This window comes from Nitrosospira sp. TNL200, from assembly GCF_055386305.1.
This window is the reverse complement of the sequence record NZ_AP041003.1, coordinates 795021-810477: the sequence shown is the minus strand read 5'-3', so window position 1 is coordinate 810477 and position 15457 is coordinate 795021. Positions and strand designations below refer to the sequence as shown.

General features: G+C 58.8%; 3 protein-coding genes. 2 read left to right on the top strand and 1 reads right to left on the bottom strand.

Going from position 1 to position 15457, the window contains the following annotated elements; genetic code table 11:
• Positions 1–38: 38 nt before the first annotated feature.
• Positions 39–2345: a TonB-dependent siderophore receptor gene (locus ACZ5CE_RS03585; RefSeq protein ID WP_464576365.1), complete on the top strand. Its 2307-nt coding sequence runs from the start codon at positions 39–41 to the stop codon at positions 2343–2345.
• A 33-nt stretch (positions 2346–2378) separates the two neighbouring features.
• On the top strand, positions 2379–3335 hold the full coding sequence (locus tag ACZ5CE_RS03580) for an alpha/beta hydrolase (protein WP_464576364.1): 957 nt from the start codon (positions 2379–2381) through the stop codon (positions 3333–3335).
• Positions 3336–3465: 130 nt separating this feature from the next.
• Here the strand turns inward: ACZ5CE_RS03580 and ACZ5CE_RS03575 are convergent, their stop codons facing one another.
• Positions 3466–15456, bottom strand: coding sequence for an amino acid adenylation domain-containing protein (locus ACZ5CE_RS03575; RefSeq protein ID WP_464576363.1), 11991 nt, complete (start codon positions 15454–15456; stop codon positions 3466–3468).
• Between the last annotated feature and the right edge of the window lies 1 nt (position 15457).

Genomic DNA, 15457 nt, shown 5'->3' with positions numbered 1-15457 from the left:
CGTATCCCACAGTTTTTTAACCATGAGCAACCATAACTATGAAAGCCTACACAAAAACCAACAAGGGGCTGAAGCAACGGAAGCGCGCAGTATTGGCGCGCGCGCTGCAATGCGTATTCCTCACTTTGTCCGTTACTGCTTATGCCCAGGCGCAACAAGCTGGATCTGAGCCAGCCAAACCGGAAAAGAAAGAAGGGACCACCGCCCCGACAGAGGCAGGCACCCCAAATGACAAAGCCCCGCTTACCAGGAATGTAGAGGCAGCGATCCTGCCGACGGTAGTGATCAAGGATACGACAGCCACTGCCCCATATGTCGCCAAGAACACCACGACCGCGACGAAGACGGATACGCCGATCATAGAAATACCCCAATCGATCTCGGTCATTACCCGCCGCGAACTCGATGCGCGTGGCGTGCAGTTTTTCACGGAGGCATTGCGCTATGTACCAGGGGTCGTCGTCGACACGTTCGGTTTCAATGGGCAAGGCTTCGAGTATCTGGGCATGCGCGGCTTCAACGTCCAGACCACCGCAAACTTCCGGGATAATTTGAACCAGGCGGCAACAGGGATTTTTTTTGGCGCTTTTATTACTGATCCTTATGCGCTTGAGCGAATAGACGTGCTGCGTGGCCCCAGTTCGGTCATGTTCGGCCGGGGCGACGCGGGCGGGATCGTGAACCGCGTCACGAAACTCCCCACCGCCGCGCCGATTCGCGAAGTCGAGCTCCAGTATGGCAGTTTCGGCCGCAAGCGGGTTGCCGCGGACTTCGGCCTTTCCAATGATGATGGCACGCTGATGTTCCGCCTCGTCACATCCGCCCTCGACACCGGCACGCAGGTCAGTTTTCCCAATACAAATGGAGCCAGCGCCGAAATCAAGCGATTCTATATCGCCCCGTCGCTGACATGGCGTCCGAGCGAGAAGACATCGATTACCCTCTTTGGCGATATCCTGAATAACCGCGCCGGTGCCGGGGCATTTTATCCGGCAGCCCCAACGGGGGACTCATTTGGAAGTTTTAGCAACACTCCTACCAATGCAGTGCAGGGGGATCCCGGGTTTAGCCGGTACTCCACAAACCAGGCTTCGTTCAGCTATAAACTTGAACATCACTTCAATCAAACCTGGACCATACGGCAGAATTTTCGTTATCAAAGCCAGAGCGGCAATTTCAGGGATTTAACCGCGATCGGATACCTTCCCGACGATACCAGCGGCATTCTGCAGCGCTCGGCGCTTTCGACCACGGAAAAAATTGATCAGACTGTTCTGGATACGCATCTGCAAGGCAGATTAAGCACCGGGCCGGTAAATCATACGGTGCTGGTTGGAATCGACTGGAATCGAATGAATTCCACAGCCCTGAAATTTGTAGGCGACGCGCCGAGCCTGAATGTGCTCAATCCTGCATATTTCCAACCAGTAGCGACGCCCACCAGTCTGGATACCGATGCGAAGCAAAGACTCGACCAGGTCGGCTTCTATGTGCAAGACCAGATCAAGTATCAAAAATGGGTTCTCACCCTGAGCGGACGTCATGACAGGATATCCAACAATACCATAGCCACAATTACCGCCCTCGATCCATCACCTATCCCTTTCCAGAATAGGGATTCCGCATATACCGGCAGGGCAGGCTTGACCTATCTCTTCTCGAATGGCATCTCACCCTATGCGAGCTACTCGCAATCGTTCCTGCCGCAAGCTGGGCTAGCCGACGGTGCGCCATTCAATCCTACCCGTGCTTCGCAGTACGAGGTGGGGATCAAATACCAGCCGGTAGGCAGTAGAAACTTATTTACCGTAGCGTTGTTCGACCTGACGAAAACCAATGTCCTTACCCCCAATCCGAATGTATCTTCCTTTGCCAATCAATTCATACAAGTAGGTGAAATTCGTTCTCGCGGTGCAGAACTGGAAGCAAGGGCGGAAATCTACCGCGGGTTGAATTTCATCGGTGCTTTCACTTATAACGACGTCAAGATCCTTGATGGTTCTGATGGTACTGTAGGCAAGATGCCGATCCGGGTCCCCAATACGACCACCTCCGGCTGGTTGGACTATAACCTGGGTGCGCTGAATATAGACTGGCTGAGGGGATTTGGCATTGGCGGCGGGGTTCGCTACGTGGGAAGGGTTTTCAATGACGAAGAGAATACAAGCACCACAAGATCATTTACGCTGTTCGATGCCATGCTGAGGTATGACCTAGGCCCCTGGCGTTTTTCCATCGTTGCCAATAATCTATTCAACCAAAAATACTATTCCGCAACAGGCGGCGGAAATTTCTTCCGGGGGACGGAACGAACTGTTTATGGCACTTTAAAACTCCAATTTTAATCGTTTATTTGCGTCATAGCCGAGATAGATACCATGCCGCTTGACCCCGATCTTGCCGCATTTCTTGAGCTGGTCGAAGCCGGCATAAGCAATGGCGCGCGCCGGTTGCATGAGTTGCCTGCGTCCCAGGCGCGCGCGGAATACGACAAATCCACGCTCTGGCTGGATTCCGGGGGTGTGGCTGTCGCCCGCACCAGCCCCATTGCGATACCGGGCCGGGAAGGCCATCTCATCGATGCGCGGCTATATATGCCCGCTATTCCTTCCTGTGAAGGAGGATTGGTACCCGCATTGCTGTATTTCCACGGAGGCGGGTACTGCGTCGGGGGGTTGGACTCGCACGACTCGCTCTGCCGGGCGCTAGCTATGCTCACGCCCTGTAGCGTGCTGAGCATTGCCTACCGGCTTGCGCCCGAGCATAAGTTTCCTGCTGCGGTTCACGATGCCCAGGATGCCTACCAATGGTTGCTTTCAAATGGTCCGGCCTACGGAATCAATACCGGGCGCATCGCGGTCGGGGGTGACAGCGCAGGGGGGACACTGGCAACGGGATTGACCATCGCCGCGCGCGACAACCAATGGCCGCAGCCGTTATTGCAAGCGCTGATCTACCCTTGCACCGCCGCCTGGCAGGACACTGGCTCGCATCGCCGCCTGGCCCGGGGCCACCTGCTCGAAGCCGTGACGCTGCAATGGATGCTCGACAATTACCTGCGGGATGAAGCGGACCGGACCGACTGGCGTTTCGCACCGCTGGAGGCGATAGATTTGAGCAATCTTCCTCCCGCATTCATCGCCCTAGCGGAATACGATCCGCTGGTGGATGAAGGAACGGAATACGCGAGAAAACTCGAAGCTGCGGGAGTTCCTGTCGATCTCAAGATCTATGAGGGCATGACACATGATTTTGCCCGCCTTGGAAACATCGTGAACCAGGCCGAAACGGTGCGAAAAGATATGGCGCAGGCACTCGCGCATGCATTCCAATAAGGTTTCTTCCTTCTCTCCATAGAAATTGCAGTATGCAAATCCAGCTACGCATGAAGTAATTTTTAATACAATCCAACTAGCGAATGGATTGCAAATGCGTAGCTGGCGCTCGACGAATAGTCCCAGGGCTTTACTCAACTACCCTGATATCGCATAGCGAGGTCTGAATGGCCGCAAGTGTGGACTCCACTTCACGCAACAGCATTTCATCGCGCACGATCGCGAAATGATCCGCATCGACCTCGGTAAAGGGTAATTCGTCCTGTCCCAACTGCGAAACAAGCGCCTGCCTGTCTGACACAGGCCGTCCCGCTACCCACCAGCTCGCCGGCCGGCACCGCAAGGCGGTCAATGCTGAAGACTGCAGCGATAGCGCTTTCAAGCGGCGGGCTACGGTAAAAGTATGCGCCAGCTCTTCCACTCCCATTGCAGCATAGCCTTCTTGTTCGCCGTCTTCACGTTCCCGCATTCGTTCCTGAAGCAAGCTTTCCAGCAAGCCGGCGACTATCGGTCCCGATTCTCTCGGAAGGCATGCCGGAGAATTATCCATCATCCTTCTATCGAGTTTCGCATCGGGAACAATCACCGAGATGAAATCGGAAAAATCACGCTTCCAGTCATCCGGTTCAGGCGAATCGGTACCGGGGATATAAGAGTCGATCAGCCCGAGGAAAGCCACGGTTTGCGCATCCGCCTCCAGCAACGCTGCAACCATGGCTGCCAGAGTGCCACCCAGGGACCAGCCCAGCAGGTGATAGGGTCCTTCAGGCTGAACGCGGCGGATCATCCGGCAATAATCTGTAGCCATTTGCTCGAGCGATACATCGCAATGCGCCGGGTCCGCCAGCATGCGGCAAGGAAGCCCATACACAGTCCTTTTGCCTTGAAGCAGACGCGCCAGAGGCTGGTAGTCGAAGACCGTACCCAGTCCCGCATGCAGGCAAAATAGGGGCGCTGCTGCTTCGCAGGGCCGATTCAGCGCGAGCAGCGGCTGCCGCATGCGCTGCGGAGCCTGCGTTTCCAGCCCGAGCAAGCCTGCGATAGTGGGATGCTGCATCAAGTCACGCAATTTGAAGTTGAATTTGCCGTTGGGCAGGTTCCGCATTCGCGCCATGACTTTCAGGCTGGACAGGGAATCACCGCCCAATGCAAAAAAGTTGTCGGTTTCTCCCACGCGCTCTACGCCGAGTACCTCCTGCCAGATCTTTGCCAGCATCATGGCCTCTTCAGTCGAAGGCGCACGGTAAACCGGGGCTGCAGCCGTACCGGGTTTGGGCAATGCGTTGCGGTCCAGCTTGCCGCTTGGCAGGCGCGGAAGCGTTGCCAGTACCACGATATGCGTGGGAAGCATGTAGTCCGGCAGGCGATTCGCAAGTTCCCGCTTGAGCCGTTCTGCAAAGTTTGCGGGCTTGATATCGCCCATCGGCACCACGTAGGCAATCAATTGCAACCCACCTGCGCTTTCATGCACCACTACTGCCGCGTCGGCGATTCCGGTTGCTTCCCGCAGGCAGGCCTCGATTTCGCCCAATTCGATACGAAAACCGCGAATCTTGACCTGATGATCGGCGCGGCCGATATACTCGATATTCCCGTCATTCAGCCACCGCACCAGATCCCCAGTGCGATAGAGACGCCCCCCTCTACTGCCGAAAGGATCGGCAACGAAACGTTCGGCTGTCAGGCCGGCTCGTCCGAGATACCCGCGCGCCAATCCATACCCGCCAATATATAGCTCGCCTACCGTCCCCATGGGCACCGGCTGCAAATCCCGATCCAGCACGTAGGCAGTGCGCTCGCCCACAGGCCGTCCGATAGGCGCGTATGCGCATTCGAAACTATTGTCGGCCCCGGTTTTCCAGATCAACGGCGTCACCACTGTTTCCGTCGGCCCGTAACCATTGATCAGGATACGTGGCCGCAGGGTCTGGCGAATCAGGTCGTAGGACGCCTTGGGCATGGCTTCGCCGCCGAATACGTAGAGTTCCACCGGTGGTGGATCATTGCGTGGCGCCGCCCATTCCGCCACCTGCCCCAGGTAGGCAGGCGGAAAGGCGGCGTTGGTGATGCCGTAATGACGAAGCGCATCGTAGGTTTGCTCCGCGGTCCACAATTCCTGGTCGCGCACCGCAAGACCGGCGCCGATGGTAAGCGCGGTCAGCCAACGTTCGTGGGCGCCGTCAAATGAAAAAGACATGAAAAGCAGTTCGCAGGAGTGCGGACCCATGCCGTAAATCTCCGCAGTAGCCCGGCAATGCATTGCCAGCGGACCGTGTGTCACCGCAACGCCTTTGGGAAGTCCCGTCGAACCCGAGGTGTAAATGACATAGGCAAGGTTATGCTCGCTCAGCCGGACGACAGGATCGGCATGCAATCCGGCATTGAGATCGATGGAATCCAGTATCAGCGTCCGCATGCTGGTGGGGATCACGAGCTTCGGCAGTACCTTGTTTTGCGTAATGAGAAGAGAGAGAGCGCTATCTTCCATCATGTATGAAAGGCGGTCAGCCGGATACTCGATATCCAGCGGGACATAAGCGCCGCCGGTCTTGAGTATGGCAAGCAGCGCAACGATGACCTCCAGCGAGCGCTCCATGGCTACGCCTACTCGCATCTCCGGGCGGATACCGATATCGATAAGCTGATGCGCCAGCCGGTTTGCCCGACTATTCAGTTCCGCGTAGGAAAGCTCCTGCTCGCCCATCAGCAGCGCGATGGCGTACGGTTGCACCCCGGCATGATGCTCGATCAGGCGATGAACCAGTTGATGCGAATTCAGCGGAATATCCGCGGGTATGGCGGGGCCATGCCTGTTGCATCCCAGGGAAATGATCTGATTGAGTTCCTCGTTTCCCATCCATGCCAGTTCGCCCACCGGCCGATCGGGATGCGCCATCATTTCGCGCATCAGGAATTCCATATGGCTTCGCAGTTCCAGCACGAAGGCATCTGTAAAATCACCTCGCCCGTATGAGTACTCTATTTCCAGGGTATCGCCGACGACGACTTGCAGATCCATTGCGTAACCGGTCAGACTCGTGCCGTCAATATCGCCGAAGCGCAGGCCGTACGACTCGTTGCTGCGCAATGTCTCGGCAATCGGGTAGTTCTCGAACACGACGATGCTGTCAAAAAGAGCCCGGCCCGGCGACCCTACCCAGCGCTGGATATCGGCTAGAGAGGTATGCTCATGCTCGCGCAATCTCGCATTGATGCTTTGCAGCACGGCCAGGTGCCCGCTCACCGTCAAGTTGCTGCGGCGCTCCACGGGAACCGGAATGGTATTGATGAACAATCCCAGGATCTCATCGGACTTCGGAAGATCGGGCGACCTGCCCGCTACCGTAACCCCGAATACCACGGCATCCCTTCCTGTATAACGCTGCAGCAGCAATCCCCATGCCGCTTGTACGACAGTATTGAGCGTCACGCGCTCCCGCTGCGCAAATGCGTGTAGATTGCGGGTTTCTTCGGCACTTAAGCGGGTATAGATCTGGGCGTAGCCTGTTCTGCCGTCTCGCCCGTCCGCCTGGTCCTTCCTGACAGGCCTGCCCGCCGCCGAAGCCAGCAAGGTCGCGTCCTCGACCTGCTGGAACTCGGCTTTCCAGAAAGCCGCACTCACTTCCGGGTCCTGTCTCGCCAGCCAGCTTATGTAGTGGCCGTATCCCGGCCCCGGCGCAGACAGTGTCTCGCCGGCATAACAGCGCAGCCAGTCGCTGATCAGCAGCGAATCACCCCAACCATCCAGCAGGATGTGATGCCTTGTCCATATCAACTGGTGGCAATGTTCGCCCGTTCGGATCAGGCTCAGCCGGGCCAGCGGAGGATTGAGGAAATCAAATTCACGCTTCAATTCCGTGTCTGTGTAGGCAGCAATTCGGGATTCCAAGTTATCCAGGCTGCGCCAATCCATTTGAACGACGGAAGCACTCGCATGCCTGAATACGATCTGCAACGGACGCGCGAGCCCGGATTGCCACAAAAAACCTGTGCGCAATACCGCATGCCGCTGCACCATGGTCCGCCACGCGTTCACCATGCGCCCGGAATCGAGGCCTTCCACCGGAACGCTGAGCTGGCTGACGTAGAGCCCGCTACCAGGTGCTTCGAGCGTGTGAAACAGCATCCCTTCCTGAATCGGCGCCAGCGGATAGATATCCTCGATTTCATCCTCTCCGAATGGCAATCCGGAAATTGCCTTGTCATCAAGATGATCGCGCAGATAGCCTCTCGCAGATTCAACTGCCACAGCCGCGGATTCCTGCGCTTCTCCCGGTTCACATATTTCGGCTACTTCCGCCACCTTGGCGAGCGCGGCAATGGTCTGGCGCTCGAATACTTGCCGGGGAGTGATCTTCCAGCCTGCCCGGCGAACCCTGGTCACGATCTGCAGGCTCAGGATGGAATCTCCTCCCACCTCGAAGAAGTTGTCGTTTCTTCCCACCTGCGGTATGCCCAGCACTTCCGCCCAGATGCCCGCCAGCATGGCTTCCACTTCCCCCTGCGGCGCTTCATAATTGCCGGCATCGGCATATTCGGGCTCGGGCAGCGCCTTGCGGTCCACCTTGCCGTTCGGGTTCAACGGCAGGCACTCCAGCACGACGATCGCCGCAGGGATCATATAGTCCGGCAGCGCCTTGCCCAGCGCTTCCCGCAGCAGACCCGTATCCACTTCCATGCCCGCATGCGGGCATACGTATGCCACCAGCCGCGCTCCGGAGGGCCCTTCTCCGGCTATCGCCACCGCTTCCCTGATTTCGGGGCACAACAGCAATTGCGCTTCTATTTCCCCAAGCTCTATCCGGAATCCCCGTATCTTGACCTGGTGGTCCAGCCGTCCCAGGTATTCGATCTGCCCATCGCCCCGCCATCTCGCCAGGTCGCCCGTGCGGTACAGCCGACCTCCCCTATCATCAAACGGATCGGCAATGAACCGCTCCGCCGTCAATCCCCCCCGGTTCAGGTAGCCGCGTGCCAGCCCCACTCCGCCCAGATACAGCTCTCCCGCCACGCCCTCCGGAACCAGATTGAGGTCGGGGTCAAGTATGTAAGTTTCCGTGGCGGGAAGCGGCCTTCCCAACAACGCCGCATGGGGACCGACTTTCCCCATGACGGACCAGACAGTGGTCTCGGTGGGTCCGTACATATTCCATAATTCAACACCTGCGGCCAGCAACTGATCGGCCAGATCCGCCTGCAGGGCTTCGCCGCCGCACAAACCCTTGAGGGGTTTCCCGCTGCCTCCTTGCAAACCATCCCATCCTCTGACCGCAAGCAACATGCGCCAACCGGCTGGAGTGGACTGAAAGACGCTTGCCCGGCTGGTTAAAAGCAATTGCGCAAGTGCAGCGCCATCACGGCTGGTCGCTCTCGGGGCAAGCACCACGCGAGCTCCCACAATCAAAGGCAGATAAAGCTCCAGCCCGGCGATATCGAAAGACAACGCAGTTACAGACACCAGCGTATCGCTGGCATCCATGCCAGGGGACTCGCGCAGGCTGGTCATCAGATGGCCGAACGCATCATGCCGAACCATGACCGCCTTGGGTTTTCCGGTGGAGCCGGAAGTATAGATGACATAGGCGAGGTTGTTGCCATGCAGGCTTACTTCCGGGTCCTCTGCCGATTCTCCCTCCACATCCAGCCTGTCCAGTTCCAGAACCTTGCATCCCACCGGGTGCGGCAGCCGTTCCCGGACATGGCTTTGCGTCAGCAGCAACTCGATCCCGCTGTCTTCCATCATGTACTTCAGCCGATCCTGCGGATACTCCGGGTCCAGCGGCACGTACGCTCCCCCGGCCTTGAGGATCGCCAGCAGCCCAACGATCATGTCGATGGAGCGCTCCACCGCAATTCCCACCTTCGTCTCCGGAACAACCCCCAGCCCCGTCAGCCGGTGCACCAGCCGGTTCGCCCTCCGGTTGAGCTCTCCATAGCTCAGCTCCTCCTCGCCAAAGATCAGGGCAACAGCCCGCGGATCCTTCTTCACTTGCCGCTCGATCAGCCAGTGAACCGGTTCCGTGTTCGCGTAGCGTTGGGCATTGACCCCCCATGACCTCAGCTGCGCATGCTCTCCCTCGCTCAAAAGATCGATGTCGCACAGCCGCAGTCCGGCGCTGCGCGTGATCTCACGAAGCAGCCTGCCAACCTGCGCTGCGATGCGCTCCACCGCTGCTCTGGAGAAAGACCTGCAGGCATAGTGGTAGTGGAGACGCAATGTCCGTGACTGTGTTATCGATAACATCATCGGATAATTGGAGGCTTCGCGATTCCTGATACCGGAAAAGACGAGCCCGCCGGAGCCCGGCTGCCGCAAAGCCTCATCGATCGGATAGTTCTCGAATACCAGAATACTGTCGAACAGCCCTTGGCCGCTCTGTCCCGCCCAGCGCTGGATTTCATACAGCGGCGTATGCTCGTGTTCGCGCGAAGCCAGATTTTGCACTTGCAAATCGCGCAACCAGGCGCCTGTCTCTTGTTCCGGCCTCACTGCTGCAATTACCGGCAGAGTATTGATGAAAAGTCCGAGCAGCCGCTCGGCTCCCGTCAGATCTGCCGGCCTCCCGGCAACGGTCGCTCCGAAGACGGTGGTTTGCTGGCCGGTATAACGGCTTAATAACAGCGTCCAGGCTGCCTGTACCAGGGTATTGACGGTAACTCGCTCGCGTTTCGCAAACTCGATCAAACCCTCGATAACGTTTCTTTCAAGTTCACTGACATGCTCGCCATGAGCGGCATTTTCCGCCATATCTTCCGTAAAGAGCGGCAGGACAGACGCCAGCCGGGACGGCTGCGTCATGCCGCTCAGGCGCTCTCTCCAGTATGCTTCCGACGCATTGGTATCGCGGGTGTGAAGCCATTCGATGAAATCCCGATAGCGGCTGGGAGATGGCGGCGGCGCATTGCCGCCATACTGCTGCAGTACTTCGCCCATCAGCCGGGAGGTGCTCCATCCGTCGAGCAATAGATGATGGATCGTCCAGATGACGTGATATCTATCGCCCGCGACCCGTACCAATGCCACACGCATCAGCGGCGGTTTCGCCAGATCGAAATTGAGCGCGCGTTCCGATCGGGCCAGCGCCTCGAGATTCCGCTCCAGCATGGCATGGGGATAATTAGCCGGATCCCGCCAATCGTATTCCATGAAGGGCAGATCGGCCGTTTTTGCCACCCATTGCAGGGGTATGCCGCCTTGCAGGAAGCCGGTGCGCAATACGTCATGACGATCCATGACTGCCTGCCATGCGGCCTTGAAGCGTTCCACCCTCAAGCCTTCGATATCCGCCCTCAACTGGTTGACGTACAGGCTTCCATCATGGTCGTACACGGTGTGGAACAGCATTCCCGACTGCATCGGCGAAAGCGGGTAAAGATCCTCGATCCGCTCCATAGGTATAGGCAAGTGGTCCAACTCATGCTGCGTAAGCCGCGCGAGAGGAAAATCGGATGGAGTGGCGCCGCTGGCTCCGCCGGTGCAATGAGCTATCAGCGCTTCGAGTTCGGCCTGATAGATTTTTACGAAAGCTTCGACTGTGGCCTTGGCGTAACGCGACGTACTGTAGCCCACATCCAGACTGAGCCTGCCGTCATAGACATGGCCGTTTATGGAGATGTCATGGCCTGGCGTGGCGGCGCCATCCATCAAATCCCCGATGGGCTCAGTCGCCAAGGTCCACAATGCGTCCTCGTCAAAACTGGCGTCAAACTGTCCCAGATAGTTGAATGCCACCTGCGCCTTGGGCAGGTCCGCCAATGCTTGCCGCTGTTCTGGCGTTCCATGGTATTTGAACAAGCCGTAGCCCAGTCCCTTGTTGGGTATTTGACGCAGGCTCTCCTTGATACGCTTGAGCCTCTGATCCAGGGTTCCGGACGGATCGAGCGCCACCGGATAAAGGGTGGTAAACCAGCCTACCGTGCACGAAAGGTCGATATCCGGGTGCAGATCTTCCCTTCCGTGACCCTCCAGATCGACGAGGATCTTCTCCTGTCCGCTCCATTGGCATAGCGCGCTTCCCAATGCGGTAAGCAAAAGATCGTTGACGTGGGTACGATAAGCCGCGGGAGCCTGCTTGAGCAGAGCTTGGGTCTGCACCCGGTCTAGCCTCAGGGTGACGCTGGCCTGGAAAGCATTGCCCGAACCATGCGGGTCGTCCCCCGCATTGTCCCGCGGCAGTGAAACCGACATATCCGACAGGGTTTGCCAGTAAGCAAGCTCGTCTGCATGTTCATGGGCGTAATCCTGCAGCCGGCATGCCCATGCATGATAACTCGCAGTTTTTTCCGTCAAGGCAATGGGCTTGCCGGCACGGCATTCATCATAGGCGCTTTGCAAGTCTTCGAGCAGGATACGCCATGAAACCCCGTCGATCACCAGATGATGCGCAACCAGCAGCAAGCGCTGGCTGCCATCCGCCATTCTGGCGGCCAGGCCCCGCAGCAACGGTCCTTCGGCGAGATTCAGGCTGCGCTGGACCTCGTTGCATAACGAGGCGAAGTCCTCGGTACTGGCGGCGTCACGTATCCACAGCAACTCTTGCCCCTCCTGGTGGAGGGTATCGAAGGGTTCGCCGCAGATCTGTTGCCAGCCACCGCTTGCTTGCCTTATATAGCGAAAGCGAAGCGCATCGTGATGGCGTATCACGGCCTCCAGCGCCTGCGCGAGACATGGAATATCGAGAAGCTCGCTGCTTTTTAGCAGCACGGCCTGGTTCCAGTGGTGACGGGAAGGAATGTCCTGTTCAAAGAATTCGAGCTGTATGGGAAGCAGAGGAATGTTGCTATTCATGCCCGCTTGAATCATTTCACGACCCGCCTGTTGTGGCCGTTGGATTCCATGAATCGCGTCCGCTGGTGCGACTGCTTCCGCCACCTTGGCGAGCGCGGCAATGGTCTGGCGCTCGAATACTTGCCGGGGAGTGATCTTCCAGCCTGCCCGGCGAACCCTGGTCACGATCTGCAGGCTCAGGATGGAATCTCCTCCCACCTCGAAGAAGTTGTCGTTTCTTCCCACCTGCGGTATGCCCAGCACTTCCGCCCAGATGCCCGCCAGCATGGCTTCCACTTCCCCCTGCGGCGCTTCATAATTGCCGGCATCGGCATATTCGGGCTCGGGCAGCGCCTTGCGGTCCACCTTGCCGTTCGGGTTCAACGGCAGGCACTCCAGCACGACGATCGCCGCAGGGATCATATAGTCCGGCAGCGCCTTGCCCAGCGCTTCCCGCAGCAGACCCGTATCCACTTCCATGCCCGCATGCGGGCATACGTATGCCACCAGCCGCGCTCCGGAGGGCCCTTCTCCGGCTATCGCCACCGCTTCCCTGATTTCGGGGCACAACAGCAATTGCGCTTCTATTTCCCCAAGCTCTATCCGGAATCCCCGTATCTTGACCTGGTGGTCCAGCCGTCCCAGGTATTCGATCTGCCCATCGCCCCGCCATCTCGCCAGGTCGCCCGTGCGGTACAGCCGACCTCCCCTATCATCAAACGGATCGGCAATGAACCGCTCCGCCGTCAATCCCCCCCGGTTCAGGTAGCCGCGTGCCAGCCCCACTCCGCCCAGATACAGCTCTCCCGCCACGCCCTCCGGAACCAGATTGAGGTCGCCGTCAAGAATGTAAGCACTGCGGTCGCCCACGGGACGGCCAATCGGCATATAGGCGGACTCGAATCGGGTATCCGCACAAGCTTTCGAGGTCAGCGGTGTGATGACGGTCTCGGTAGGGCCATAACCGTTGATGATGCGGGGCGGTTGAAGCACCTGCTGGACGAAATCGAAACTTGCGCGCGTCGTCGCTTCGCCGCCCACCGTGTAGGAGCGGATGGACAGGTCCCGCCCGGCATTGCCTGTGAGTTCAGCCAGTTGATGCAGATAGCTCGGCGTAAAACAGGCGATCGTAATGCGATGCCTGGCAATCTCCGCAATGGTTCGATCGGCACCCCAGATATCGTTGTCGCGCGGCATGAGCGCAGCGCCAAAAGCCAGAGGTACCAGCCAGCGTTCGTGGGCGCCATCGAAATTGATGGAAGCGAACTGAAGCTCGCGATCCTCCGGCGTCATGCCGTAAATTTCGCCGATAGCCTGTACATGCATCGACAACGGTCCGTGTGCGACAGCCACGCCCTTGGGTTTTCCTGTGGAGCCGGAGGTATAGATGACATAAGCCAGGTTGCCGCCATGCAGGCTTACTTCCAGGTCCTCTGCCGATTCTCCCTCCACATCCAGCCTGTCCAGTTCCAGCACTTCGCATCCCGCCGGGTGCGGCAGCCGCTCCCCGACATGGCTTTGCGCCAGCAGCAACCCGATCCCGCTGTCTTCCATCATGTAGCTCAGCCGATCCTCGGGATACTCCGGGTCCAGCGGCACGTACGCTCCCCCGGCCTTGAGGATCGCCAGCAGGCCGACGATCATGTCGATGGAGCGCTCCACCGCGATCCCCACTTTCATCTCAGGGCCAACCCCCAGCCCCCTCAGCCGGTGCGCCAGCCGGTTCGCCCGCCGGTTGATCTCTCCATAGCTCAGCTCCTCCTCGCCAAAGATCAGGGCAACAGCCTGCGGATCCTTCTTCACTTGCCGCTCGATCAAGCGGTGAACCGGCCCGGCATCACCATAACGCTCTTCGTTGATCCCCCAATCCTTCAGCTGCGCGTGCTCCCGCTCGCTCAAAAGATCGATGTCGCACAGGCAGCGTTCCGGATGCTCCGCCAGCTGCCGCAGAAGCCGAAGGTAATGCTCCCCCAGCCGCCTGATGGTGTCCGGCTCGAACAATTCCGCGGCATAGCTGAACAAGGCGCTCACCTCCCCATCCGGGTGCTCGGTCGTGTCCAGCGCCAGCTCGAATTGGGTTTCTTCCTCTCCCGCTTCATAGCTCCCCAGCGCGAGCCCCGGCAGTTGCTCCAGCGGACGATGGTCCTCCCGCAGGTGGTTGTACATGACCTGGAACAGCGGGTTCTGGTTCAGGTTGCGCTCCGGCTGCAATGCCTCGACCAGTTGCTCGAACGGCAGGTCCTGGTGGGCCTGGGCGCCCAGTGCCGCTTCGCGCGTCCGGTCGAGCAGGTCTTCGAGGGTAGCCCGGCTGTCGATGCGGTTGCGCAGCACCTGGGTGTTGACGAAGAAACCAACGATGTTTTCCACTTCGATCCGGTGGCGATTGGCAATGGGAACGCCAACGCGAATGTCGTCCTGTCCGGTATGACGCTGCAGCAAGGCCTGGAACCCAGCCAGCAAGGCCATGAAAAGGGTGGCGCCCTGGCGCTGCGCCTGGCGCTGCAACCCCGCAACCAGCGAGGCCTCCAATACGAATTCATGCCGCGCCGCGCGGTAGTTGGCACCCCGGGGCCGGGGATGATCGGTGGGAAGCTGCAATACCGGATGCTCTTCCCCCAGCTGGGTGCGCCAGTAGGCCAGTTGCCGGTCTTTCTCTCCCGCTTCCAGCCAGTTGCGCTGCCATGCGGCATAGTCGGCATACTGGATCGGGAGTGCCGCCAAGGAGGGTTCCTGCCCCTGTACCCGGGCCCGGTACTGGGCGGCAAACTCGCCGATGATGATGCGATTCGACCAGTCGTCCGTCACGATGTGGTGCATCGCCACCACCAGCAGGTGCTCTTCCGGGGCCAACCGGATGAGCGCCACGCGCAATAGCGGACCCTGCGCGAGATCGAACGGCGTGGCATTGATTCCCCTGATCTCTTCATGCGCGCGCTCCATGCGCTGCGGCACCGGCAGGTGGCACAGGTCGATCAAGGGAATGTCCAGCCGGCGTTCCGCTTCGATGACCTGCTCGGCCATGCCCTCGGCATTCGCCCGGAAAACCGTGCGCAGAGACTCATGCCGCACCACCACCGCCTCGAAGCTCGAACGCACTGCCCCGATATCCAGATTCCCCGTCAGGCGCAATACGCCGCTCAGGTGGTACGCCGTGCTCGATGGCTCCAGCTGCCATAAAAACCAGTGCCGCTGCTGCGCATAGGAAAGCATGCGGCGGCTTTGTACCGTTTGCCGTACGATAGGAAGAAGAGAGAAATCGAACCCCCGCTTTTTTAGCGCGGCCAGAAATTCCTTCTGCTTCTCATGCGGCAAGACGGAAAAACGTCTGGCGATATCCTGCTTGTTCAGTTCCAAT